Annotated in this window: 20 protein-coding genes; 15 read left to right on the top strand and 5 right to left on the bottom strand. The window is 63.6% G+C overall.

Going from position 1 to position 25,107, the window contains the following annotated elements; translation table 11 throughout:
• Window positions 1-206 precede the first annotated feature (206 nt).
• The 5 genes from NQ490_RS09560 to NQ490_RS09580 all read left to right on the top strand — a co-directional run bounded on the left by NQ490_RS09560 (window position 207) and on the right by NQ490_RS09580 (window position 5,072).
• Entirely contained in the window at window positions 207-887 is a 681-nt protein-coding gene (locus tag NQ490_RS09560) for a response regulator transcription factor (protein WP_007045534.1), read from the top strand.
• Complete coding sequence (locus tag NQ490_RS09565; protein WP_259951190.1) at window positions 884-2,266, top strand: hypothetical protein; 1,383 nt, start codon at window positions 884-886, stop codon at window positions 2,264-2,266. Before NQ490_RS09560 ends, NQ490_RS09565 begins: the two co-directional genes overlap by 4 nt.
• A gap of 20 nt (window positions 2,267-2,286) precedes the next feature.
• Window positions 2,287-3,714 (top strand): sensor histidine kinase, encoded by a 1,428-nt coding sequence (locus NQ490_RS09570; protein WP_007045536.1) that lies wholly within the window; start codon window positions 2,287-2,289, stop codon window positions 3,712-3,714.
• Window positions 3,704-4,471 (top strand): hypothetical protein, encoded by a 768-nt coding sequence (locus tag NQ490_RS09575; RefSeq protein ID WP_007045537.1) that lies wholly within the window; start codon window positions 3,704-3,706, stop codon window positions 4,469-4,471. Before NQ490_RS09570 ends, NQ490_RS09575 begins: the two co-directional genes overlap by 11 nt.
• Window positions 4,472-4,571: 100 nt before the next feature.
• Complete coding sequence (locus NQ490_RS09580; RefSeq protein ID WP_007045538.1) at window positions 4,572-5,072, top strand: HD domain-containing protein; 501 nt, start codon at window positions 4,572-4,574, stop codon at window positions 5,070-5,072.
• A 61-nt stretch (window positions 5,073-5,133) separates the two neighbouring features.
• On the opposite strand, the gene NQ490_RS09585 is transcribed toward NQ490_RS09580, so the two are convergent.
• The gene (locus tag NQ490_RS09585; RefSeq protein WP_007045539.1) at window positions 5,134-6,138 is read right to left on the bottom strand and encodes a Gfo/Idh/MocA family protein; all 1,005 of its coding nucleotides are present in this window, start codon (window positions 6,136-6,138) and stop codon (window positions 5,134-5,136) included.
• Between the two features lie 230 nt (window positions 6,139-6,368).
• Between NQ490_RS09585 and NQ490_RS09590 the strand changes: the two genes are divergently transcribed.
• Window positions 6,369-8,939 carry an FAD-dependent oxidoreductase gene (locus NQ490_RS09590; protein WP_007045541.1) on the top strand — a complete coding sequence of 857 codons (2,571 nt, stop codon included), beginning with the start codon at window positions 6,369-6,371 and terminating at the stop codon, window positions 8,937-8,939.
• 64 nt (window positions 8,940-9,003) lie between these two features.
• Here NQ490_RS09590 and NQ490_RS09595 read toward each other — a convergent pair whose 3' ends face one another.
• Entirely contained in the window at window positions 9,004-9,951 is a 948-nt protein-coding gene (locus tag NQ490_RS09595; protein WP_007045542.1) for an alpha/beta hydrolase, read from the bottom strand.
• A gap of 368 nt (window positions 9,952-10,319) precedes the next feature.
• On the opposite strand from NQ490_RS09595, the gene NQ490_RS09600 reads away from it, so the two are divergent.
• The 5 genes from NQ490_RS09600 (at window position 10,320) to NQ490_RS09620 (ending at window position 16,020) form a co-directional block, all read left to right on the top strand.
• Window positions 10,320-11,600, top strand: coding sequence for an SLC13 family permease (locus tag NQ490_RS09600; protein WP_007045544.1), 1,281 nt, complete (start codon window positions 10,320-10,322; stop codon window positions 11,598-11,600).
• A 56-nt stretch (window positions 11,601-11,656) separates the two neighbouring features.
• Entirely contained in the window at window positions 11,657-12,631 is a 975-nt protein-coding gene (locus tag NQ490_RS09605) for a mannonate dehydratase (protein ID WP_007045545.1), read from the top strand.
• 303 nt (window positions 12,632-12,934) lie between these two features.
• Complete coding sequence (gene garR, locus NQ490_RS09610; protein ID WP_007045547.1) at window positions 12,935-13,816, top strand: 2-hydroxy-3-oxopropionate reductase; 882 nt, start codon at window positions 12,935-12,937, stop codon at window positions 13,814-13,816.
• Window positions 13,817-13,839: 23 nt separating this feature from the next.
• Window positions 13,840-14,757 carry a dihydrodipicolinate synthase family protein gene (locus NQ490_RS09615; protein ID WP_007045548.1) on the top strand — a complete coding sequence of 306 codons (918 nt, stop codon included), beginning with the start codon at window positions 13,840-13,842 and terminating at the stop codon, window positions 14,755-14,757.
• Window positions 14,758-14,784: 27 nt separating this feature from the next.
• Window positions 14,785-16,020 (top strand): glycerate kinase type-2 family protein, encoded by a 1,236-nt coding sequence (locus NQ490_RS09620; protein WP_007045549.1) that lies wholly within the window; start codon window positions 14,785-14,787, stop codon window positions 16,018-16,020.
• A 75-nt stretch (window positions 16,021-16,095) separates the two neighbouring features.
• Here the strand turns inward: NQ490_RS09620 and NQ490_RS09625 are convergent, their stop codons facing one another.
• A complete protein-coding gene (locus NQ490_RS09625) occupies window positions 16,096-17,997 on the bottom strand; it encodes a sigma 54-interacting transcriptional regulator (RefSeq protein ID WP_007045550.1) in 1,902 nt (633 codons plus the stop codon).
• Between the two features lie 152 nt (window positions 17,998-18,149).
• Window positions 18,150-19,154: a 2-hydroxy-3-oxopropionate reductase gene (gene garR / locus NQ490_RS09630; RefSeq protein WP_320415294.1), complete on the bottom strand. Its 1,005-nt coding sequence runs from the start codon at window positions 19,152-19,154 to the stop codon at window positions 18,150-18,152.
• 164 nt (window positions 19,155-19,318) lie between these two features.
• On the opposite strand from garR (NQ490_RS09630), the gene NQ490_RS09635 reads away from it, so the two are divergent.
• From NQ490_RS09635 to hcp, 4 genes are all read left to right on the top strand, one after another.
• Window positions 19,319-20,170 (top strand): aldo/keto reductase, encoded by an 852-nt coding sequence (locus tag NQ490_RS09635; protein ID WP_040917367.1) that lies wholly within the window; start codon window positions 19,319-19,321, stop codon window positions 20,168-20,170.
• Between the two features lie 35 nt (window positions 20,171-20,205).
• Window positions 20,206-21,450, top strand: coding sequence for an NAD(P)-dependent oxidoreductase (locus tag NQ490_RS09640; protein WP_007045554.1), 1,245 nt, complete (start codon window positions 20,206-20,208; stop codon window positions 21,448-21,450).
• 163 nt (window positions 21,451-21,613) lie between these two features.
• Window positions 21,614-21,946, top strand: a complete 333-nt coding sequence (locus NQ490_RS09645) for a cupin domain-containing protein (protein WP_007045555.1) — start codon at window positions 21,614-21,616, stop codon at window positions 21,944-21,946.
• Window positions 21,947-21,971: 25 nt separating this feature from the next.
• Window positions 21,972-23,612: a hydroxylamine reductase gene (gene hcp, locus NQ490_RS09650; protein WP_007045556.1), complete on the top strand. Its 1,641-nt coding sequence runs from the start codon at window positions 21,972-21,974 to the stop codon at window positions 23,610-23,612.
• Between the two features lie 72 nt (window positions 23,613-23,684).
• Here hcp and NQ490_RS09655 read toward each other — a convergent pair whose 3' ends face one another.
• The gene (locus NQ490_RS09655) at window positions 23,685-25,088 is read right to left on the bottom strand and encodes an NAD(P)/FAD-dependent oxidoreductase (protein ID WP_007045557.1); all 1,404 of its coding nucleotides are present in this window, start codon (window positions 25,086-25,088) and stop codon (window positions 23,685-23,687) included.
• Window positions 25,089-25,107 lie beyond the last annotated feature (19 nt).

Below are 25,107 nucleotides of genomic sequence, written 5' to 3' on the forward strand. Positions count from 1 at the left end.
AGTGTACCTGCCGTGGAATCCGCTGGTGCCGCTGAACACCGGTAAACTTTCTCATTGCCATTCTCTTATTCTTTGTTTTCTTTTGGTCCGCAAAGGCGCCCCGGTCAAATGGCCGGGGCGCCTTTGCATTTTTTGTGCCCGTGGGGGCGATTTGGTGACAAGTTGGTCACATTTGGCGGTATAATGGAGACAGGAGGTGGTCAGACATGGAACCGATCCTCATTGTGGACGACGAAGAACCCATCACGGCGCTGCTCTGCCGCACCCTCACGGCGGCGGGCTACCGCTGCGAGGGCGTCACCGACAGCCGCCTTGCCGCTGATCGGATCGAACAGAACCGCTACGAACTGGTATTGCTGGACATCATGATGCCCGAGGTGGACGGCTACGACCTGCTCCGGTTCCTGCGCCCCACCGGTACGCCGGTGATCTTCCTCACGGCCAAAGCGGCTCTGGAGGACAGGGTCCAGGGATTGCGGCAGGGGGCGGACGACTACATCGTCAAACCCTTTGCCCCGGCGGAACTGCTGGCCCGGGTGGAGGCGGTGCTGCGCCGCACCGGACGGGGGATGGCGGTGCTGCGCGCCTGGGATGTGACGGTGGACACCGCCCGCCAGCAGGTGGCCCGGAAGGGACAGCCGGTGGAACTGACCCCCAAGGAATACGAACTGCTGCTGCTTTTGCTGCGCAACCGGGGCCGGGCGCTCTACCGGGATTATATCCTGGAGACGGTCTGGGGCCTGGACGCCGAACTGGACACCACCCGCACGGTGGACACCCACATCCGTCGGCTGCGCCGCAAACTGGGCTGGGACGAGGAGATTGAAACGGTCTGGCGGGTGGGCTACTGCCTGCGGCCGGAATCCCCCAAGGAGGTACACCCATGAAACAACGTATTTGTCTGCTGCTGGCGGCCGCCCTCTGCCTGGCGGGCTGCACGGCGGCTCCGGCGGCTCCGGCCTCACAGCCTGCCACCGCCGACACGGCCGAGGCCGTCCCGGCGGAGGAATCCGCCCGCCCGGTGCTGCGGGAACTGACCCGCTGTGCCGACGGGCAGTATTATGTGGCGTCAGGCATCGATGAATCGGGGCAGGTCTTTCTGACCACGGTGAACCTGTACGACGGCCGGCAGCGGGTATGCTGTTCCAGGCCGGGCTGCGCCCATCAGGACGAGAGCTGCTGGGCCTGGATGCGGGCCAGTACCGTAGCCCAGCCCCAGTGGCTGGACGTCTACACCGACGGGGAGCGGCTCTACTGGGTGAACCGCTCCGATTACGGGCACTACGGCATGGAAAACAACACCCCCCAAAGCTCGGTTTTCGTCACCGGCCCGGAGGGGGCCGCCGCGCCGCCGGCGGAGTGGCTGGCCGGCACACCCAACTACTGCGGCGACTTCCTGCAGGACAATTCCTGTATGGACATCCGCTGGTTCACCGACGGGGAAACCCTGTGGGCCTACATTACCTCCAATCCGCCGGACGAGACCACCGGCGAGCAGACCTTCGCGGCCACGCTGGTGCACCTTGCGCCCGCCCCCGAGGGCAGCGAAGTGCCTTATGCCGCCCAGGTGGTCTGGCGGCAGGTGCGGGACGGAAACACCGGCTATGTGGGTCTGCTGGACGGGCAGATCGTGGTGCAGGTCCAGTATCCCGGCCCCGACACCGGCAGCCTGGCCGACAACTATAAAAACAGCACCAGCGAACTGCGGGTGCTGGGCTGCGACGGCACCCTGGGGGAGCCGCTGCTGACCTTCACAAACGGCGACTGGAAAAATACGGTGAACGGGACCACCATCCTGGACGGACACTGGTACAGGATGTCTCTCCATAGTGCCGACCTGGAGGCGGTGGACCTGTGCACCGGCGAGAGCCGCACCCTCTGCACCCTCCCCGGGGCGGAGGACAGCAACAGCATGACTCCGGAACTGGTGTACAACGGTCGGCTGATGGTGGATGTAAGCGACGTAGCCGGGGATACGCGGTATGTCATTGACACTGCCACCGGAGACACGGTGACCCTGCCCGCCACCTGGGCCAAGGATGGGGCGGTGCCCCGGGCTCCGGTGTTCTGTCAGGTGGCGGGGGACCGCTGCCTGATGCTGGTGGGCACCCAGGACCGGATGCTGACCACCATGGGACAGGACGGTGCCACCTACACCTTCAACAGTCCGCTTTCGGTGTATGCGGTGTCGGATCTGGGCGCCTATCTGGACGGCGACCAGGACTGGCAGATCTGCACCCTGCTGGACCCCGACACGATACTGTGACTTCCAGAGGAAAAAGTACGATGAAACTTCGCGCCAAGATCACGGCGGCGGTCATCGCTCTGCTGGCCGGGGCGCTGGCGCTGGTGGGCGTGCTGGTCATGGGCCAGGCCTTTGCGGCCAACCTGGCCACCGCCCGCACCGCCGCGCAGCAGAATCACCGCCAGCTGCAGACTGCGCTGCTGCAGGAATACTACACGATGCCCGCCTCGGACAGCCCCTATCCCCAGGGACTCCTCAGCCAGGCAGCCATTCAGTATGCCGCCCAACATCAGGATACGGTCTTTGCTCTCTACCGCGACGGCAGCCTGCCGGTCTATTCTGCCCTGCCGGCGACGCTGCGCCAGACAGACCTGGCCCCGCTGTTGGGAGATACCGGAAACGGCGCCATGCTGTGCCGCCAGGACGGCAGTGACCTTTTGCTGCTCTCCACACCGTTGCCGGTGCCGGGGCAGCAGATCGTCCTTCTCACGGCCGCCGACCTGACGCCGGTTTTCCACGCCCGCAACGCCCAGCTGCTCACCTGGCTGGCGGCGGCTGCCGGGGCACTGGCTCTGGGCAGTCTGGTCTGTACCCGGATCAGTGCCCGGCTCACGGCGCCGCTGGCTCATCTGGAATCTGCCAGCCGGGCCATCGCGGCCGGGGACTATGCCCGCCGTACCGGCGTGCAGACCGATGACGAGATCGGCGCACTGAGCACCCACTTTGACGCCATGGCCGGGGCGGTGCAGGACCGGGTGGAGGCGCTGGACGAGGGGCTGCGCCGGGAGAAGGAGTTCGTGGCGGCCTTTACCCATGAACTCAAGACTCCCATGACCACGATGATGGGCTACGCCGACTGGCTGCGGGCCGGTTCGGCGGATGCGGCCGCCGTGAAGGAGGCCGCCGACTACATCTACCACGAGACGCACCGTCTGGAGGAGTTTTCCTTCAAGCTGCTGGCGCTGCTGCAGATGGACCGGCGGGAGCCGGAGCGCCTTCCGGTGTCCGACCGGACACTTTTTGCGGCGGTCCAGCGCAGTATGGGGCGGCTGGAGGACGGCGCTGCGGTGGAATACAGTCCCGGAGGCTGTACGCTCTGCGGGGACAAGAGCCTGCTGCAGGATCTGGTACTGAATCTGGTGCGCAACGCCCGCACGGCCTGCCGGGAGAAGGCGGATGGCCGGGTGGTCGTGACCTGCCGGGAAGAGGACGGCAGGGCGCTGCTCACGGTGGAGGACAACGGCTGCGGCATCCCGGCGGAGGAACTGGACCGGTTGACCGAACCCTTTTATATGGTGGACAAATCCCGGTCCCGCCGCAACGGAGGCAGCGGTATCGGGCTGACGCTCTGCCGCCGTATCGCCGAACTTCACGGTACGGCGCTGGAATTCCGGAGTGTGCCGGGACAGGGGACTTGTGTGCGGCTGGCCCTGCCGCTGTGGGAGGAGGTGCCTCACAATGACCCGTAAATCGCTGTGGACCCGTATCCGGCTGGTGGTGGCCGCCTGCCTGGCGCTGCCTTTTCTCTGTTTCGGTGTGTGGGACGCCGTGCTGGTGGTGACGGCTCCCTTTGCTTTGCCGGCCGGGGAGGACCTCCCGGCGGCCGGACGGCAGAACGCTACGGCCTGCCTGCTCTATGGCTGCGCCCACAGCCTGAGCCAGTCGCTCCAGGGCGATACAAATGGCTGGACCGCCGATACCGCTGCCTCGCCGACCGGACTGCGCACCGATCTGGCCGCCCGGCTGGATGCCCTGACTGCGGGTGGGATCCTGGATGAGGTCCAGCGGCAGGCACTGCAGACCGCGCTGGACGATCCCGCCCACCTGACACTGACCCGGTACACGCTGGGCAGCAACCTGGAGCAGTGGACGCTGGAGCGAGCCCGGTCAGACCAAGACCCCAACGGCCCGGTGCGCCGCTGGCCGGGGCTGTACTTCCAGGCCATCTTCACGGCGGAGGGGGTGCCCGTCCTGCTGGATCTGCAAAACGGCCCCGCTGCCCCGCTGCCCGCCTGGGAGGAACTGCTGACTTTCTGCGGGCTGGATGGCTTTTCGGACTGGCAGCCCCAGACACTGAACGGGTACGCGGGCAGCCATGGCGACGCGCGCTACAGCGCCGATGCCTGCCTCTACGCCCGCCTGGACGGGGCGGCCGGACTCGGCTGGCGGATCATCAGCATGACACCCGGGGAGATGGAAGTCTTCCAGGCCGACACCACCGGATAGTTCTTATGGCAGTCTTTTGGGGAGGGGCGGACTTGCCTTTTGCCGGAACTCCCGCTACAATGGGGAAGAGATGTATTGCTGCAGAAAAGAGGGACTGACCATGACCCAAACCAAATTGCTGGACCGGATCACCGGGAAGATGATGGAATTTGACAAGGGGGATCCCATGCGCATCCAGCATTTTCTGAAGGTGCACCGCTTTGCCCAGCTCATCGCCCGGCAGGAACAACTGGATGACCATACCCGCTTTGTGACAGAGTGTGCGGCCATTGTCCACGACATCGGCATCCACCCGGCCGAGGCCAAATATGGCCGCTGCGACGGCAAACTGCAGGAGCAGGAAGGCCCGGCTGCGGCCCGGGCGCTGCTCCGGGAGGCGGGCCTGCCGGCGGCGGACATCGACCGCATCTGTTATCTGGTGGGGCATCACCACACCTACGAGGGCATCGACGGTATGGATTACCAGATCCTGGTGGAGGCGGATTTCCTGGTGAATTTCTACGAGGACCAGGTCCCCGCCGAGGGCATCCGCACCGCCCGGGACAAGATCTTCCGCACCGCGGCGGGCAGGGAACTCTGCACGCTGCTCTACGGGGAGTGAACCGCAGAACAAACCAACAGGCCGCCGGGCATGCTGCCCGGCGGCCTGTCTTGCTGTTTTCTCAGAGGGTGGTATCGTCGTCCACGCCCTCGCAGGGGTAGCGGATGCCCATCTGCGCGCGCAGATCGTCCATCACCTGCATCATCCGCAGGGTGTCCCGGTGGGGCATGGAGGGGCATTCCAGCAGTCCCTTGCCCAAGGTATCGGCCATCTCCAGCACTTCGTACTCGTAGCCGGTCAGCTGGGGCGGGCAGTCCACCGACTGCAGGACATTGTGGTCGGGGTCAAAGATGCGGAACCGCTGAGGATTGTTGATGTTGGTCACCACCAGGTACCCCTTGTCGCCGAAGATCGCCCCGTGGCGGTCGGTGTGGACGTTGGCGGCCGAGGTCAGATGGGCGGCACGGCCGTCCTTCCAGGTCAGCGTGATGCTGTCGGTCAGGTCCACGCCGGTCTCATACTTGGTGCAGAATCCCTGCACGCCGTCGGGATCGCCGAAGAACATCTCGGCAAAATTCAGGGCATAGATGCCCACATCCAGCAGCGCACCTCCCGCCAGGGCCGGGTCGATGATGCGGGGTTTGTTGAGCATGGCATAGCCCAGGTTGGCGGTCATCAGTTTGGGGGTGCCGATGACGCCGCTGTCCAGTGCCTCGGCGATCATCCGCCGCATGGGCTGGTACCGGGTCCAGATGGCCTCGGTCACCAGCACGCCCTTGGACCGGGCATAGCGGAAAACGTCCTCCGCCTGGCGGGCGTTGACCGTAAAGGGCTTTTCGCACAGCACGGCCTTGCCGTGGTCGATGCAGAGTTTGATGTGGCGGTAATGGTGGGAGTGCGGCGTGGCGATGTAGACAAAATCCACCGCCGGATCCTCCAGCATAGCCTCATAGCTGCCGTAGGCGCGGGCAACGCCCTCGGCGGCGGCAAAGGCCTGGGCCCGGCCAAGATCCCGGGCGGCCACGGCATACAGTTCCACTTCCTGGTTGCCGGACGCCTGCAGCTGCCGCAGGGTGTCGGCCATTATGCGGGCAATGGCGCCCGCTCCCAAGATTCCCAGTTTCATGGTTCGCACCTCCTCAATGAATGGGCCGCCGGACAGCCTCCGTCCGGGACCGGTTCCATCATACCACGGGGGGCTGCCCCCTGGCAAGCGGCAAAATTTTGTGGGCGACGCGGCCGGGAATCTCTTGTAGATGGGCGTTGATGCTCGTATAATGAAACCAGAGACACACGAAACCAAGGGGAGCGGGTCGTGCACGGCAGGACTCTTCCCCCGGAAACGGAGGTATTTGCATGAAAATCATCGTCATCGGCGGCGTGGCCGCCGGCACCAAGGCGGCGGCGAAACTCAAGCGGGAACAGCCAGACGCCGAAGTGGTGCTCTACAGCAAGGGCGCGGACATCTCCTACGCGGGCTGCGGCCTGCCCTACTATGTGGGCGGCAGCATCCCCACCCGGGAGGACCTCATCGTCAACACGCCCCAGAAGTACGCGGGCCTGACCCGGGTGGAGGTCCACACCGGGCAGGAGGCCACCGCCCTGGACGCCGCAGGCAAGACTGTGACGCTGCGGGATGTGGCCACCGGCGCCCAGCAGACCCAGGGCTACGACAAGCTGATCCTGGCCGTGGGAGCCGAACCCTTTGTGCCCGATGTGCCGGGCACCGCGCTGCCGGGGGTTTTCCGGATGCGTACCCCCGACGATGCCATCGCCGTGCGGGATTGGGTCAAGCAGAACCAGTCCCGCCGCGCCGTGGTGGTGGGCGGCGGTTTTATCGGCCTGGAAGTGGCCGAGAATCTCATGGCCCAGGGCCTCTCGGTGACCGTGGTGGATATGGCGCCGCAGCTCATGCCCAACATCTTTGATCCCGAGATGGCCGGTTACGTCAAGCGGAAACTCCAGGCCAAGGGCGTGCGGGTGCTCACCGGCACGGCTTTTAAAGGCGTCAACGGCACCGACAAGGCCGAGGGCATCGCCACCGACGCCGGCAGCATCCCGGCGGACCTGGTGGTGCTGGCCATCGGCATCCGTCCGGCCACCGCTTTCCTGCAGGGCAGCGGTCTGGAGATGTTCAAGGGCACCATCCTGGTGGACAACAAACAGGCCACCAACCTGCCCGACGTCTACGCTGTGGGCGACTGCGCTATGGTCCACAATGCCCTCACCGGCAAACCCCAGTGGTCCGCCATGGGTTCCACCGCCAACATCACCGGCCGCTGCCTGGCCCGCAACCTGTCGGGGCACGAGGCACTCTACGGCGGCTGCCTGGGTACCGGCGTGGTCAAGCTGCTGGATACCCTCAACGCCGGCCGCACCGGTCTCACCGAGGCCCAGGCCCGGGACGCCGGGTTTGACCCGGTGAGCGTGGTCTGCGTCACCGACGACAAGGCCCACTACTATCCCGGCGCCGATATGTTCATCACCAAGCTCATCGCCGACAAGGCCACCCACAAGCTGCTGGGCATCCAGGTGCTGGGCGCCGGGGCGGTGGACAAGATGGTGGACATCGCCGTCACCGGCATCGCCATGGGCGCCACCCTGGAGAACTTCGATACCCTGGACTTCGCCTACGCGCCGCCCTTCTCCACGGCCATCCATCCCTTTGTCCAGGCCTGTTACATTCTGGAAAACAAGCTGGCGGGCATTTTTGAAACCTTCACCCCCGCGGAATACGCCGCCGGTGCCGCCGCGGATTACCAGGTCATCGACGTGCTGCCCCAGGCGTCCATCCCGGGGGCCAAGTGGGTCAACCTGGGCACGGTCACCGGCCCCATCGAAGGGCTGGCCAAGGACGCCAAGCTGCTGCTGGTCTGCGCCCGGGGCAAGCGGGGCTACTTCCTGCAGAACCGGCTCAAGGCCTTCGGCTACACCAACACCCGGGTGCTGGAGGGCGGCATGACCTTCAACCAGGTGAAGGTGGCCTTCAAGGGCACCATCCCGCCGGAGGAAATCAAGCGGGTCAAGGGGCTGGGCTGCCTGCAGGACAAGCGGTATCCCGACCGGTTCAACATCCGGGTCATCACCCGCAACGGCAAGATCACGGCGGAGGAGCAGCGGGTCATCGCCGAGGCCGCCGAAAAGTTCGGCTCCGGGGAAGTCACCATGACCACCCGCCTGACGCTGGAGATCCAGTGCGTACCGTATGACAAACTGGACGAACTGCGGGCCTTCCTGGCGGATGCCGGGCTGCAGACCGGCGGCACCGGTTCGCTGGTGCGGCCCATCGTCTCCTGCAAGGGAACCACCTGCCAGTACGGCCTGCTGGATTCCTTCGGCCTGAGCGAGAAACTCCACGAGCGGTTCTACCTGGGCTACCACAGCGTCACGCTGCCCCACAAGTTCAAAATTGCGGTGGGCGGCTGCCCCAACAACTGTGTCAAGCCCGACCTGAATGACCTGGGCATCGTGGGCCAGCGGGTGCCTATGATCGACCCCGCCAAGTGCCGCGGCTGCAAGGTCTGCCAGGTGGAGGCCAACTGCCCCATCCATGTGGCCAAGCTGGAGAACGGTGTGCTGCACATTGATCCCGAAGCCTGCAACCACTGCGGCCGCTGCAAGGGCAAGTGCCCCTTCGGCGTTACCGAGGAATTCACCGACGGTTACAAGATCTATCTTGGCGGCCGGTGGGGCAAGCGGATCGCCCACGGCCACCCCATGGACAAGATCTTCACCTCGGAGGAGGAAGTGCTGGACATCGTGGAGCGCGCCATCCTCTTCTTCCGGGATGAGGGCATCACCGGCGAGCGGTTCGCCGACACCATCGACCGCCTGGGCTTTGACTACGTCCAGAACAAGCTGCTGACCGCGCCCGTGGACAAGGACGCTGTCCTGCAGAAGAAAGTTACCGGCGGCGCCACCTGCTGATCCGCCCCGGCATCGGAAAAGGGTCCTGACCGTAAGGTCAGGACCCTTTTTCTGTGGGGAGAAATCAAAGATGTTTGGCAAGGAAGTCCAGGGCGATCTGCTGGCTCATGGGGGCGAAGAATTCCGGCGTGCCGTGGCCTGCGCCCTGGAGCAGATAGAGGTCGGCCACATTGTGGGGACCGGCAGCCAGGATCTTTTCATAGAATTCTTCGCTCTGGGAGCAGGGAACAGCGGGGTCGGCGTTGCCGTGCATGATCAGGAAGGGCGGCATTCCGTCGTGGACCTGCAGGGCGGGGCTGGCCTCGGCGGCGCGGCGGAGCAGTTCCTCCCCGCTGCCGCCCAGGTAGGCACCGGCGTGGGTCTGTTCCACACAGGTCCAGCGGCTGGTATCGGCGGTGCCGTTGGCGTAGGCTTCCATGTCCATCCCCACGCTCTTTTTCAGGTCCACGGGGCCGAACATATCAAAGACCAGCTGCACATCGGAGGAATATTCCTTCCACTCTTCCGACAGATATTTGCCGTCGTTGAGTCCCAGCATCGAGACGATCTGCCCGCCGGCGCTGCGGCCCATGACGCCGATGCGGTCGGGGTCCACCCCGTACCGGCCGGCCTGGGCGCGGACAAACCGCACGGCGGCCTTGGCGTCGATGATCTGGGCAGGGAAGTGGGCCTGGGCGCTGGTGCGGAAGTCGGCACAGAATACGGCATAGCCATGCTCTGCCAGAAAGACCAGGTCCCCGATCTGACTGTTCTTGTCGATGCCCCGCCAGCCGTTGCCGTTGAACCAGATCATGGCCGGGCGCAGGCCGTGGCGGGCACCGGCGTCGGCGGGAATCTCCTCGGGGATGCTGCGGCCCAGGGCGCGCTGCAGCTGGGGACGGTCCATCTGGCACAGCAGGGACATCTCCAGGGTGACCGGGTTGCCCGCCAGGTCGGTGGTGTGGGAAAAGACCAGGTGGTCAAAGAAAAAGACGGTGGGGCGGCCGGTGCCAGGATCAATGGTTCGTTTCATGGGGCGGTTCCTCCTTGGTTACAGAATGTTTTTCCTTATTATATAGGGCGCGGCGGGCGCCCGCCAAGAGCCAACCTGCCCAAAAAAGGAGGCGCCGGTTGTTATGCCCGAAGAAATTGCAGTTTTTGCAATCGGCAGGGTTCAGAGCTGCAATCTTCCTTTCGGATGCAAGGAATGAAATGCATTTCACTGTAAGGAAACGTTTTGATTTCATATTTTGAAAGACCGGCTTTTTTGTCGAAAAAGGGCGGTGGGTTTTCTCTTTTTTGCGAATTGTGGAAAGCAGACCCGTAGCGTATGATAGACACAAACAAAAGGGTGTGCGCACGCCAAGACTTTGTTGTACGTAAAAAACAGGAGGAAACATCATGCAATTGTACATCGTCCTTGCGATCCTGGCGTTCATGATCATCAGTTTCGTCGTCCATAAATTCCCCTTCGGCGTGACCGCTATGATCTGCTGCGTGCTGCTGGTCGTTACCGGCTTCTACACCCCGGCCCAGGCCTTCTCAGGCTTTGCCAACCAGAACATCATCCTGCTGGCACCCATGTTCGCATTGAGTGCCGCCTTCGGCAAGACCAGCCTGCTGAAGAAGATTCAGAACCAGATGGTCATCCTGAAAGGCAAGCGCGGCTACCTGCTGCTGGCCGCCATGTTCGCCTTCATCGCGGTGCTGGCCGCCTTCATTCCCACCACCGCCATGATGACCATCACCCTGATGTTCATCATCGCCCTGGGCAACACCGGCGACATCACCCCCACCACCATCACCATCCCCGCCCTGAGCATCCTCAGCGTCTGGTGCGCGGTGCTCCCCGTGGGTCTGGGCTCCACCGTCTTTGCCCAGAACAACGTCCTCTATGAGGGCATCGTCACCAATGAAAACCAGCTCCTCCAGTTCCTGGACTACGCCAAGGTGGCGGTGGTCCCCAGCATCATCTGCACAATTTATGCGGTCTTTGCCTACAAGCTGATGCCCACCAAGTCCAACTACAACATCGGCGACGTCCACGAATCCAAGGAGCAGGCGGCCATCTCCAAGCGGGATGAGAACATCATCTACGTGGTCTTCGTCCTCGTCATGCTTTCCCTGTTCTTCGGCACTCAGCTGGGCAACATCATGTATGTCACGCCCGCCATCGGCGTCATCGTCCTGCTCATCACCAAGGCCATGAGCGTCAAAGAGACCGTCGGCGCCCTGACCCAGGATGCCATCTGGATGGCCGCCGGCGTGCTGGTCATGGCCAACGCTCTGGGCGATTCCGGTGCCGGTGAAGTCATCGGCAACTTCATCCTCACCATCCTGGGCGGCAACCCCAGCGGCATGATGGTCCTCTTCGTCTTCGCTGTGGTGACCACCGTCATGACCACCTTCATGTCCAACGCCGCCACCCGCAACGTGCTGATCCCCATCGCTGCCTCCACCTGCCTGGCTGCCGGCTGGGATCCCCGCGGCGTCGTCTGCATCGTCTTCTTCTGCTCCAACATCGCCATTGCCTTCCCCTCCGGCTCTCCCGCCTGCGGCATTGCCTACGGCGTGGGCGGCTACAAGATCCCCCAGACCCTCAAGTACACGCTGCCGTTCATGGCAATCGCCATCGTTGCGGTGGTGCTGACCGCCAACATCGCCTTCCCGATCTACGGCTGACAACCCGGCCCCGGGCCGCTGCCTGAGCCCGCCGCCATCATAAGGAGAAAACGACTATGTCTATGCGTCCTCAGATCCCCGTCCGCACCGTCGAAAGTGACCAGGCCCTTTCCTTCATCCGTCAGATGGGTGTGGAAAACGTCAGCCTCTTCCTGACGCCGGACGAACTCACCTATGACTGCATCGCTGCCCAGCAGGAACGCCTGGCAGGCTTCGGCCTGACGGTCTCCGACGCGGCCTGCAACGAACTGCAGAAAAACAAGAGCATCCATCTGAACCTCGCCGACCGCGACGAGCAGATCGAGCGCTTCAACAACATGCTGCGGGTCATGGGCAAGGCCAAGGTGCCGTTCACCTCGGTAGCCTGGCAGCCCAACGGCATCCTGCGCACCGACCACCGGGTAGGCCAGCACACCCGCGGCGGTATCTCGGCTTTCTGCGACCAGAACGAGATCATGGCCCGCCCCAACGCCGAGGACCGCGCCTACACCGACCAGGAGATCTGGGACAACTTCCAGTATTTCCTCGACAAGGTCATCCCCGTGGCCGAGGAGACCGGCGTACGGATGGCGCTGCATCCCAACGACCCGCCGCTGGCCTGCATGGCGGGCATCCCCAGCCTGATCTACAACACCGAGTGCTACCGCAAGGCCTTCGCCATGGCCCATGGCAGCAAGGCGCTGGGCATGAAGCTCTGCGTGGGCTGCTGGCTGGAGGGCGGCGACGATTTCGGCGATCTGATGTCCGATATCAAGGAATTCTGCGCCGACGACCGCATCCTCTGCGTCCACTTCCGCAATGTGGACAGCACCCTGCCGGTCTTTGAGGAGACCCTGCCCGAGGATGGCTACGCCGACATGTATGCCATCATGAAGCAGCTGGTGGCCTGCGACTGCAACGCGGTCATCTCCATCGACCACGGCTTCAAGCCCATGGAGGGCTTCGGCGGCATGCCGGGTTCCTTCTGCTATCCCACCGGCTTCATGAAGGGCCTGATGTGGGCGGCGGAGAAAGAGCTGGGCAAGCGGTAAGTTTCATTACGGCATTTGTCCCGTCCCCTGTACGGGTATAAGCGCCGGGCTCCTGCCTACAGGGGCCCGGCGTTTGTGTGTAACGGGTCAAAAAAATGAAACCCGCCTTACATTTGTTTTCAAAGCTTGTTTCAAAAGCTGAAAAACTGGCAGAGACACCACCTTTTGGGGCGTTGCTTTGTGGGGTTTGCCAATTGCCGCTGCGGCCTGGTTTGTGTACACTAAAAGCAAAGCTGCAGCAGAAAAAGTTGTCACGCAGCGGCGCGGAACCGCTGTTTTTTCACAGGAAAGGATGGATTGTATATGAAGATTGGATTGATCGGTCTGGGCATCATGGGAAAGCCCATGGCGAAGAATCTGCTCAAAGCCGGGTACACGCTGCTGGTGAACAACCGCAGCGAAGCCCCCATGAAGGAGCTGGCTGCTTGCGGGGCAACGCCCGCCACCCAGGCCGAGATCGGCGAACAATGCGACGTGGTGCTGACCATGCTGCCCAACTCGCCCCAGGTCAAGCAGGTCATGCTGGGGGAGGACGGCGTGGCCGCCCACATGCGCCCCGGCACCACCTTCATCGATATGACCTCCATCAACCCCATTGCCAGCAAGGAGATCGCCGCCGCCCTGGCAGAGAAGGGCATCGAGATGCTGGACGCCCCGGTCTCCGGCGGCGAGCCCAAGGCCATCGACGGCACCCTGTCCTTCATGGTGGGCGGCAAGCAGGAGGTCTTTGACCGCTTCAAGCCGCTGCTGGAGGCCATGGGCACCAGCGTGGTGCGCTGCGGCGACGTGGGCGCCGGCAACACCACCAAGCTGGCCAACCAGATCATCGTGGCCTGCAACATCCAGGCCCTGGCCGAGGCCCTGACCCTGGCCCAGAAAGCCGGCGTTGACCCGCAGCTGGTCTTTGAGGCCATCCGCGGCGGCCTGGCCGGTTCCACCGTCATGAACGCCAAGGCCCCCATGATGATCGCCGGGGATCCCAAGCCCGGCTTCAAGATCGACCTGCACATCAAGGATCTGAACAACGCCCTGGACTGCGCCCACACGGTGGGCTGCCCGGTCCCCATGACCGCCGAGGTCCAGGAAGTGCTGCAATGGCTGCACAATCAGGGCGAGGGCCAGCATGACCACAGCTGCATCGCCCACTATTACGAGAAGCTGACCGGCATCGAGATCGGCCGCTGATCCTGCAAAAGGAGAGAACGAGTATGTTTAAACCCTATGGCATTATTCCTCCCATCATCACCCCCTTTGACGCCGAGGGTCACGTAGATTTTGCCGCCATGGCAAAGATGGCGGTCTTTCTGGTGGACGGCGGCGTCCACGGGCTGTTTCCCTTCGGCACCACCGGCGAGTTCTACGCCCTGCACGACGACGAGTTCGTCAAAGGGCTGGAGACGGTGCGCGACGCGGTAGCCGGCAAGACCACCCGCAGCGGCAAGCCCATCCAGCTCATTGCAGGCTGCAGCCACATCACCACCCGGGAGGTCATCCGGCTGATCAAGCTGGTGGAGCAGGTGGGCGGCTACGACGCCGTCAGCGTGCTGACGCCCATGTTTGTCAGTCAGACCCAGGAAGAGCTGTACACCTACTACAAGACCATCGCCGACAGCACCACCATGCCGGTGCTGATGTACAACAATCCCCCCAAGACCAACGTCAACATTGCCCCGGCCACGGCGGCCCGGCTGGCCCATGACTGCGGCAACATCATCGGCATCAAGGATTCCAGCGGCGACATGACCAACTGCGGGGAATACCTGCGGCTGACCGCCGGCGAGCGGGACCACTTCCAGGTGATCATGGGCCGTGATACCATGATCTACGCCGGCCTGCACTACGGCTGCGCAGGCGCCGTGGCCAGCTGTGCCAACGTGGCGCCCCGGGTGGTAGCGGACATCTACGACAAATTCATGGACGGCGACTGGAAAGGTGCGCTGGAAGCCCAGTTCCGCCTGGCCCCGCTGCGCATTGCCACCAACATGGGCACCTTCCCCGAGGTCATCAAGGAAGGGCTGAACATGCAGGGCATCCCGGTGGGCAAGTGCCTGGATCCCATCCAGGAACTGACCCCGGCCGAAAAAGAAAAACTGCGCAGCGTGCTGGCGGAGATGAAACTGGTCTGACCCGCCGCTGAAAGGAGACAATCTGCCATGAACCGGAACTTACGCAAACAGGCCGATGCCATTGTCCAGGCCAGCATTGCGGCGGTGCTGCCCGACCGGGCGGTGCGCCGTGCGCTGGAAGACTTTACCCCCGGCCCGGGCAAGACCCTGCTGGTGGCCGCCGGCAAGGCGGCCTGGCAGATGGCCCATGCGGCGGTGGAAGCGCTGGGCGGTGTGGACGGCGGCGTGGTGGTGACGAAGTACGGCCACGTCAAGGGGGAGATCCCCGGGGTGGTCTGCTGCGAGGCCGGGCATCCGGTGCCCGACGAAAACAGTTTTGCCGCCACCGCCAAGGCACTGGAGCTGGTCCGCGGCCTGACGGCGGAAGATACCGTGTTGTTTCTGCTCTCGGGCGGCGGCAGTGCGCTGTTTGAAAAACCGCTGATCCCCGGCGATGAGCTGCAGGACATCACCCGGCAGCTGCTGGCCAGCGGCGCCGACATCGTGGCCATGAACACCATCCGCAAGCGGCTGTCGGCGGTGAAGGGCGGCCGGTTCGCCCAGGCCTGCGCCCCGGCGCAGGTGTACAGCATCGTGCTGTCCGACATTCTGGGTGACCCGCTGGATATGATCGCCTCCGGCCCGGCCTACCCCGATTCCTCCACCTGCGAAGAGGCGGCGGCCATCGCCCGGCGGTACGGGCTGCAGCTCTCCCCGGCGGCGCAGGAGCTGCTGGGGCAGGAGACCCCCAAAGCGCTGGACAACGTCACCACCCGCATCACCGGCAGTGTGCGGGAACTCTGCGCCGCCGCGGCCGAACAGTGCCGCGCTCTGGGCTATGAGCCGCTGCTGCTCACCGACTGCCTGGACTGCGAGGCGCGGGAGGCCGGGCGTTTCCTGGCCGATGTGCTGCGCACCCACGCCCGGGAGGGCCGCAAGCTGGCCTTCCTCGCCGGGGGCGAGACTGTTGTCCACCTGACCGGTCAGGGCCTGGGCGGCCGCAACCAGGAACTGGCCCTGGCCGCCGCGCCGGGCCTGGCAGGCCTGGAAAACGCCGCGGTGTTCAGCGTGGGTTCGGACGGCACCGACGGCCCCACCGACGCCGCCGGCGGCTATGTGGACGGCACCACCATGGAGGACCTCCGGGCCAAGGGCCTGGACGTTTTCACGGTGCTGCAGCAGAACGACGCCTACCACGCCCTGCAGGCGGTGGACGGCCTGCTCATCACCGGCCCCACCGGCACCAACGTCAACGATGTGGCCGTGACGCTGCTGGATGCCTGACCCAACCTTTGCCCCTCCTATAGAAACACCCCGCCCCCCGACTGGGAATCCAGCCGGGGGCGGGGTGTTTTGCGGTCAGTAGGAGTAATCTTCCTCGATGCCGAACTTCTTGATGTAGCGCCACAGCGTCGTCTTGCTGACGCCCAGCTCGGCGGCGACCTTCTCCCGGCTGCCGTTGTACTTGCGCAGCAGCTCGGTGATCTGGACGGCTTTCTGGTCCTTGTAGAGCACCACCCGCTCCGACCCGGGCAGCAGCTTGGGCGTGACCTGCTCCAGCTGACGGCGCACAAAGATCTCGTCGATGTTGCGTTTCTCGGTCAGCAGGACGATCCGCTCGCAGACGTTGTTGATCTGGTTCAGGTTGCCGGGCCAGTCGTAGTTGCGCAGGAACTCCTGGGCGCCCTGGGTCAGGTGGACGTACCGCTTGTACTTTTCCTGCCATTCGTCCAGCTGGCGGTTGACCCAGCCCATGATGTCCGCCGGGCGGCGGCGCAGGGGCAGCAGTTCCAGGCTCAGCACGGTCAGCGCGTAGTAGAGATCGCTGCGGAACTCGCCCTTTTCCACCCGGGAGATCAGGTTCACGTCGCTGGAAGCGATGACCCGCACGCTGGTCGCGGTGGGGCGGTTGGAGCCGTTGTGCAGGAACCGGCCGCGGATCAGGCCCAGCAGTTTGTACTGGGTCTCCAGCGGCAGGGCCTCCACGTGGTTGAGGTAGAGGGTGCCGTTCTGGGCCAGCTCAGCCATGCTGTCGCCGGTGTCGTGGCGGGCGGAGTAGTTGCCGAAGAGCATGTTGTCCAGTGTTTCGGGCATCCAGGCGCTGCAGTCCAGCGGAATGAAGGCGTTTTTGCGCATCAGGCTCTCGTTGTGGATGCACTGGGCCAGAATGGATTTGCCGGTGCCGCTCTCCCCGGTGATCATCACCGGCGCCGCATACTTGGCAATGCGCTTGGCCAGGGCGATCATCTGGCGGCTCTCGCTGCTCTCGCAGACCAGATTGTCGAAGTTGTACTTGGCGATGAACCCGCGCTGATAGAGCTCCCGGCGCAGCTCGTTGTCCATCTCGCTGATGCGCCGCCCTTCCTGGAAGGTGAGCACGGCGCCCTCAATGTCGCCGTCCACCAGGATGGGCGCGATGTTCACGATGACCGCCTTGTGGCGGATGTCCAGCAGAAAGGCGTAGGCTTCCTTGCCCTGGTAGAGGGTGTCCTGCAGGACCTTCTCGCTGAGGTTGGGCAGCAGCTGGGTGATGGGGCGGCCCAGCAGTTCGTTGGGGGCCTTGCCCAGCAGATCGTATCCCGCCCGGTTGATCCGCCGCACCGTGCCGTTGCGGTCCACCTGCATGATGCCGCTGAAGGTGTAGTTCAGCATGGCGTCCATCTCGGCGGAGTTGCGCTTCTCCCGGTCGATGGCATGGCAGATGCGGGAGGCGGTGTCCAGCGCTTCCCGCATGCTCTCGGCCCCCGAAGGGGTGAACCGGTAGGGAAGCTGGATGCGGCGGGCCGTCTCGCAGACGATGTCGCCGCCCACGACACCTACGCAGCCCTCCCGGGCGGCCTGCTCGGTGTAGGGGGCCAGCTGATTGGAATGCTCCACCATGTACCGCCGCAGCTCGATGCCGAACAGGTCGTCGAAACAGCTGGTGTCGCAGAACATGTTCTCAAAGCCGATCAGCGCCAGCCGGGGATGGTCGACGCCCAGCTCCCGCTTCAGGTCCACCACCACCGAACCCAGCTCCTGGGCGGTGATGCGCATCTCCAGCACGGGGATCTTCACCAGAGGGCGGATGATCTGGGCGTGCAGCCCGCGGGAGATGATCAGCTCGCATCCCTGGGCTTCCAGCACCCGGGCACGTTCCGAGATGGTGTCGGTGGTGGCGTATTCCACGCACATCGTCTGTATGTGAGGGTAGCCCTCCAGCATGGGACGCGCGATCTCGCACATCTCGCGGTAGGGGACCAAAACGGCAACTTTTGCCATGACCCGGCACTCCTTTCTGAGAGGAAAAGGTTGTGGTTTCAGTGTATCCCGCCCCGGCCGCTCCTGTCAAGGACAGGAACGGAAAAAGCCGGGTTTGCACCCGGCTTTTCCGACTCAGGAGAATCCATCCAATCAGGAAATCATCAATGGGATCAGCGGCCGATCTGGATGCCGGTCAGCTTCTCGTAGTAGTGGGCGATGCAGCTGTGGTCATGCTGGCCCTCGCCGTTGTTGTGCAGCCACTGCAGCACTTCCTGGACCTCGGCGGTCATGGGGACCGGGCAGCCCACCGTGTGGGCGCAGTCCAGGGCGTTGTTCAGGTCCTTGATGTGCAGGTCGATCTTGAAGCCGGGCTTGGGATCGCCGGCGATCATCATGGGCGCCTTGGCGTTCATGACGGTGGAACCGGCCAGACCGCCGCGGATGGCCTCAAAGACCAGCTGCGGGTCAACACCGGCCTTCTGGGCCAGGGTCAGGGCCTCGGCCAGGGCCTGGATGTTGCAGGCCACGATGATCTGGTTGGCCAGCTTGGTGGTGTTGCCGGCGCCCACGTCGCCGCAGCGCACCACGCTGGCACCCATGGTGCCCAGCAGATCCTTGTACTTGTCAAAGACTTCCTGCTTGCCGCCCACCATGAAGGACAGGGTGCCGTCGATAGCCTTGGGCTCGCCGCCGGAGACCGGGGCGTCCAGCATCTCGATGTTCTTCTCGGCCAGCACGGCGGCGATCTCCTTGCTGGCCACCGGGTTGATGGAGCTCATATCGATGAAGGTGGTGCCGGGACGCATATGGGCGGCCACGCCGTCCTCCCCCAGCATGACCTGCTTGACCTGGGGCGAGTTGGGCAGCATAGTCAGCACCAGATCGCACTGTTCGCCGATCTCGGTGTTGGTGGCGGCGGTGGCGCCGGCGGCGACGACCTCCTCCACGGCAGCCTTGTTCAGGTCACTGACCAGCAGGTCGGTGTAGCCCGCCTTGAGCAGATTTTTGGCCATGGGTTTGCCCATGATGCCCAGACCGATCAGACCGATTTTCATATTGTAAAACCTCCTGTTTGCATTTCCGTTGGACCGCGGGCGCTGTGCGCCCTTCCATTGCCCCCAGTATACAGAACCCCGTGCACCGCGACAAGAAGCAAACTCCACAAAAAAGGGCACAGCTTTTTACCACAACGGATAGAATTGCAGAAGATGAAATGGTTTACTTCAAAAACGGGAATCTTTATTCCAGATTGTTGCAGTGAAAGAAATAACGATTCTTGCCAGAAGCAGGTGCCGCCGCTACAATGGAAGAGGAAAATGAAAGGAAAGAAGGAGCCAACATGAGTGCATTTGTCACGGCGTGCGGGGCCGCGGTAGGTCCCGTCGGACAGGGAACCTGGTATCTGGGGGAGCATCCCGCCACCTTCCGGGAGGAGTGCAATGCCCTGCGGGCGGGCATCGAGCAGGGGATGAACCTCATCGACACCGCCGAGATGTACGGCGAGGGAGCGGCCGAGACGCTGGTGGGGGAGGCGACCCGGGGCTTTGCGCGGGAAGGCCTGTTCCTGGTCAGCAAGGTCTATCCCTTCCATGCGGGGCGGAGGGACATCTTCACCAGCTGCGAAAACAGCCTGCGCCGGATGCACACCGACTATCTGGACCTCTACCTGCTGCACTGGCGGGGGAGCGTGCCGCTGGCCGAGACGGTGGCCTGCATGGAGGAACTCAAGGCCCAGGGCAAGATCCGGGCGTGGGGTGTGTCCAACCTGGACACCGCCGACATGGAGGAACTGCTGGCCCTGCCGGAGGGAGGCCGCTGCGCCACCGACCAGGTGCTGTACCACCTGGCCAGCCGGGGCATCGAATATGATCTGCTGCCGCTGCTGCGGGAGCGCAGCATCCCGGTGATGGCCTACTGCCCGCTGGCCCAGGCCGGACGGCTGCGCAGAGGCCTGATGGCGTCGCCGTCAGTGCAGAAGCTGGCCCATGCCCACGGCGCCACCCCGGCCCAGATCCTGCTGGCCTTTTTGCTGGCCCAGCCGGGGGTGGTGCCCATTCCCCGCAGCGGCAAGGCACACCATACCCGTCAGAACGCCCAGGCGGCCGCCATCCGGCTGACGCCCGACGAACTGGCCATGCTGGACCGGGCCTTCCCGGCGCCGCGGTACAAGACGCCGCTGGATATTGTATGACCGTGCTGTGATCGGAAAGAAGGAGGTTGTTTCCCATGCCCATCCATGTTGTCAATGAAGCCAAGCGCTGCCTGCAGTGCAAGAATCCCCGCTGCCGTACCGGCTGCCCCATCAACACCCCCATCCCCGATATGATCCGGCTCTTCCGGGAAAATGAGCTGGAGCAGGCGGGGGAGATGCTCTTCCGCAACAATCCGCTGTCGGTGGTCTGCTCGCTGGTCTGCGACCACGAGAAGCAGTGCGAGGGACACTGTGTCCAGGGCATCAAGGGCGCACCGGTGCACATTTCCAGCATCGAGAACTATATCTCGGACGCCTACCTGGACCGGATGGAACTGAAACCGGAACCCCGCAAGGGGCAGCGGGTGGCCATCATCGGGTCCGGCCCGGCGGGCATCACCATCTCGGTGCTGCTGGCCCAGCGGGGCTACGACGTGACCCTGTTTGAAAGCCGGGAAAAGATCGGCGGCGTGCTGCGCTACGGCATCCCGGAATTCCGTCTGCCCAAGGAGATCCTGGACCGCTACAAGACCCAGCTCATCCGGCTGGGCATCAAGATCCGGCCCAACACGGCCATCGGCCGGGCGCTGACGGTGGATGACCTGCAGCGGGACGGATACGAAGCCATCTTCATCGGTACCGGCGTCTGGCGGCCCAAGAAGCTGGGCATCCCCGGCGAGAGCCTGGGGCATGTTCATTTTGCCATCGACTACCTGGTCAATCCCGATGTCTACGACCTGGGCAATGATCTGGTGGTCATCGGTGCGGGCAATTCCGCCATGGACGTGGCCCGCACGGCGCTGCGCAAAGGGGTCAAGCACGTGACGGTGTTCTGCCGCCGCAACCAGGCGGCCGCCAGCGTGCGGGAGATCGAATATGCCATCGCCGACGGGGTGGAATTCCTCTACGGCGCCCGCCCGGTGGAGATCACCGACGATGGAGTGCGCTATCAGCAGGCGTCCTTCGATGAGGAAGGCAACGTTACGGAACTTTCCGAGCCGAAGTTCTTCCCAGCCAGCAGCGTGGTGGTGGCCATCAGCCAGGGGGCGCAGAACCGGATCGTCAGCACTACCACCGGGCTGGAGATGACCGACCACGGCCTGCTGGCCACCGACGACCACGGCGAGACCACCCGCCCCGGCATCTTTGCCAGCGGCGACGTGGTGCTGGGGGCCCGCACCGTGGTGGAAGCGGTGCGCTATTCCAAGCAGGTGGCCGACGAGATGGACGAGTATCTGCAGCATCTGGCCGCCGAAAAAACGCAGGGGGACGCCCAATAACGGCGTCGGCCCCGACCATACAGAGCATTTTCGGGAGACGTTTCCGCAAGGAACCGTCTCTTTTGTTGTATCTACAACATACAGAACGGACAAACTGTTGTATCCTGACAACAGCCCTGCGGGGCATCCTAATACCGGACAGTACAGACAGGGAGGTTCTGTTATGAGCGTAAAGATGAAAAATATCAGCCAGGCGGAAGTCCTGGTGCTGAAAGATCAGATCAGCTACCAGCCGGGACAGGTGGTCAGCAAGACGCTGGCCCAGAACGAGGCGGTGAGCATCACGCTGTTTTCCTTTGACAAAGGGGAGGAGATCAGCACCCACGCCTCGGGCGGGGACGCCTTTGTCACCTGCCTGGACGGCACCGGAAAAATCACCATCGACGGGGAAGACTATCTTCTGCACGAGGGCGAGTCCATCGTGATGCCGGCCGGGCATCCCCATGCCGTCTTCGGACAGGAGCAGTTCAAGATGCTGCTCGTCGTCGTATTCTGAATTCTGTTGTACAAAGGAGAACCCCATGAACGAGAAGATGTTTTGTTATCAGTGCCAGGAGACCGCCGGCTGCAAAGGCTGCACCATGGTGGGCGTCTGCGGCAAGCAGCCCGATGTGGCGGCCATGCAGGATCTGCTGGTCTGGACCAGCAAGGGGCTGGCCGCGGTGACCACCGCTCTGCGGCAGCAGGGGCAGGCGGTCCCGGCGGATGTGAATCACCTCCTCACGCTGAACCTGTTCACCACCATCACCAACGCGAACTTTGATCGGGCCGACATCGAGGCACGGATCACCGCCACCCTGGATACCAAGCGGGAACTGATGGCCCGGCTGGGGGATGCTGCCGCGCTGCCCGAAGCCGCCCGCTGGGACGGCGAGGGGGACTGGATGGCCAGGGCCCGCACGGTGGGGGTGCTCTCCACCGAAAATGAGGATATCCGCTCGCTGCGGGAGCTGATCACCTACGGTCTCAAGGGCCTGTCGGCCTACTCCAAGCACGCCAACGCTCTGCTCCAGGACGACGAGGAAGTGGATGCCTTTTTGCAGCGGGCCCTGGCTGCCACGCTGGATGACAGCCTGACTGCCGACGATCTGGTGGCGCTGACCCTGGAAACCGGCAAGTACGGCGTACAGGGGATGGCGCTGCTGGACAAGGCCAACACCACGGCCTACGGTAACCCCGAGATCACGAAAGTCAACATTGGTGTGGGCAAGAACCCCGGCATCCTGGTGTCGGGCCATGACCTGCGGGACCTGGAGATGCTGCTGGAGCAGACCGCCGGCACCGGCGTGGACGTCTACACCCATTCCGAGATGCTGCCCGCCCACTACTACCCGGCGTTCAAGAAATATCCCCATTTTGTAGGCAACTACGGCAACGCCTGGTGGAAGCAGAAGGAGGAGTTCGAGTCCTTCCACGGCCCCGTCCTCATGACCACCAACTGCATCGTCCCGCCCAAGGACAGCTACAAGGACCGGCTCTACACCACCGGCGCTGCGGGTTATCCGGGCTGCGTGCACATTCCCGGCGGCATCGGGGAGCAGAAGGACTTTTCGGCCCTCATCGAGCATGCCAAGCGCTGCGCACCCCCGGAGGAGCTGGAAACCGGTGAGATCGTGGGCGGCTTTGCCCATGCCCAGGTGCTGGCCCTGGCCGACAAGATCGTGGACGCCGTCAAAAGCGGGGCCATTAAGAAATTCGTGGTCATGGCGGGCTGTGACGGCCGCGCCAAGAGCCGGGAATACTACACCGAGTTCGCCAAGGCCCTGCCCAGGGATACTGTGATCCTCACGGCGGGCTGCGCCAAGTACAAGTACAACAAGCTGGACCTGGGTGACATCGGCGGCATCCCCCGGGTGCTGGATGCCGGCCAGTGCAACGACTCCTACTCCCTGGCGGTCATTGCCCTCAAGCTGAAGGAGGTTTTCGGCCTGGAGGACATCAACGACCTGCCGATTATCTACAACATCGCCTGGTATGAGCAGAAGGCGGTCATCGTGCTGCTGGCCCTGCTCTATCTGGGGGTGAAGAACATTCACCTGGGCCCCACACTGCCGGCCTTCCTCAGCCCCAACGTGGCCAAGGTGCTGGTGGACAACTTCGGCATCGCCGGCATCGGCACCGTGGAGGAGGACATGAAGCTCTTCTTCGGGGAGAATGCCTGATCTGAGAAACGACAAACAGCGGACCCTCGCCTTGCGGCGGGGGTCCGCTGTTTGTATTCTCTCAGGGAAAAATCAGAATCCGTGCTTCTCCATGAGCTTGCGGCCCATGAGCACGCCCATGACCGAAGCCATCATCAGGCCGCGGGTCCAGCCGGAGGAATCTCCCAGGCAGTGCAGGCCTTCGATGTTGGTCTCCAGGTCGGTATCCATCTTGACCTTGTTGGAGTAGAACTTCAGCTCGGGGCTGTAGAGCAGCGTCTCGGAGCTGGCAAAGCCCGGCACCACCTGGTCCACCATCTTGATGAACTCGATGATGTTGACCATGGCGCGGTAGGGCATGGCGGCGGTGATGTCGCCGGCCACGGCATCCTTCAGGGTGGGGCGGACGTTGGCCCGGGCCAGTTCCTTGGCCCAGGTGCGCTTGCCGTCCAGGATATCGCCGTAGCGCTGCACCAGAATATGCCCGGCGCCCAGCATGTTGGTCAGTTCGCCCACCTTCTGGGCGTAGGCGATGGGCTGGTTGAAGGGCTCGGTAAAGTTGTGGCTGACCAGAATGGCCAGGTTGGTGTTGTTGCTCTTCTTTTCCTTGAAGCTGTGGCCGTTGACCACCGCCAGGTCGTTGTCGTAGTTCTCCTGAGCCACAAAGCCGCCGGGATTCTGGCAGAAGGTGCGCACCTTGTTGCGCCAGGGGGCCGGGTAGCCGATGAGCTTGCCCTCATAGAGCACCTTGTTGATGGTTTCCATGACCTCGTTGCGGCACTCCACCCGGACGCCGATGTCCACGGTGCCCGGCTTGTGGGCGATGTTGTGCTCGGCGCAGAGCTTTTCCAGCCAGTCGGCGCCGCGGCGGCCGGTGGCGATGACCACCTGCTTGCCCAGCACTTCCCGGGTGCCGGTCTTTTCCCGCAGGAGCACACCCTTGCAGACCGAACCCTCCAGGATGATGTTCTCGCACTCCGTCTCGAAGAGCATCTCCACGCCGGCGGCCAGCAGATGGTTCTGGATGTTCAGGTAGAGCTGCTGGGCCTTCTCGGTGCCCAGGTGACGGATGGGGCAGTCCACCAGCTGCAGGCCCGCCTGGATGGCGCGCTTGCGGATATCCTTGACCTCCTGGCCTTCATAGATGCCTTCCACCTTGGGGTCGGCGCCGAATTCCAGATAGATCTTGTCGGTGTAGTCGATGAGTTCCTGGGCAAAATCCTCGCCGATCAGGTCGGGCAGTTCGCCGCCCACCTGGTAGGAGAGGGACAGCTTGCCGTCCGAGAAGGCGCCCGCCCCGGAAAATCCGGTGGTGATGGCGCAGGTGGGCTTGCAGTTGACGCAGACGCCGGTCTTGTCCTTGGGGCAATGGCGCTTTTCCACCGGTTTGCCCTTTTCCACCAGCAGGATCTTGTGGGGCTTGTCGCTCTTGCGCAGCAGCTCCAGGGCGGTGAAAATGCCGGCAGGACCGGCGCCTACGATGATCAGATCATACATGGGTTGAAAAAACTCCTTA

Source organism: Subdoligranulum variabile (assembly GCF_025152575.1).
GTDB lineage: Bacteria > Bacillota > Clostridia > Oscillospirales > Ruminococcaceae > Gemmiger > Gemmiger variabilis.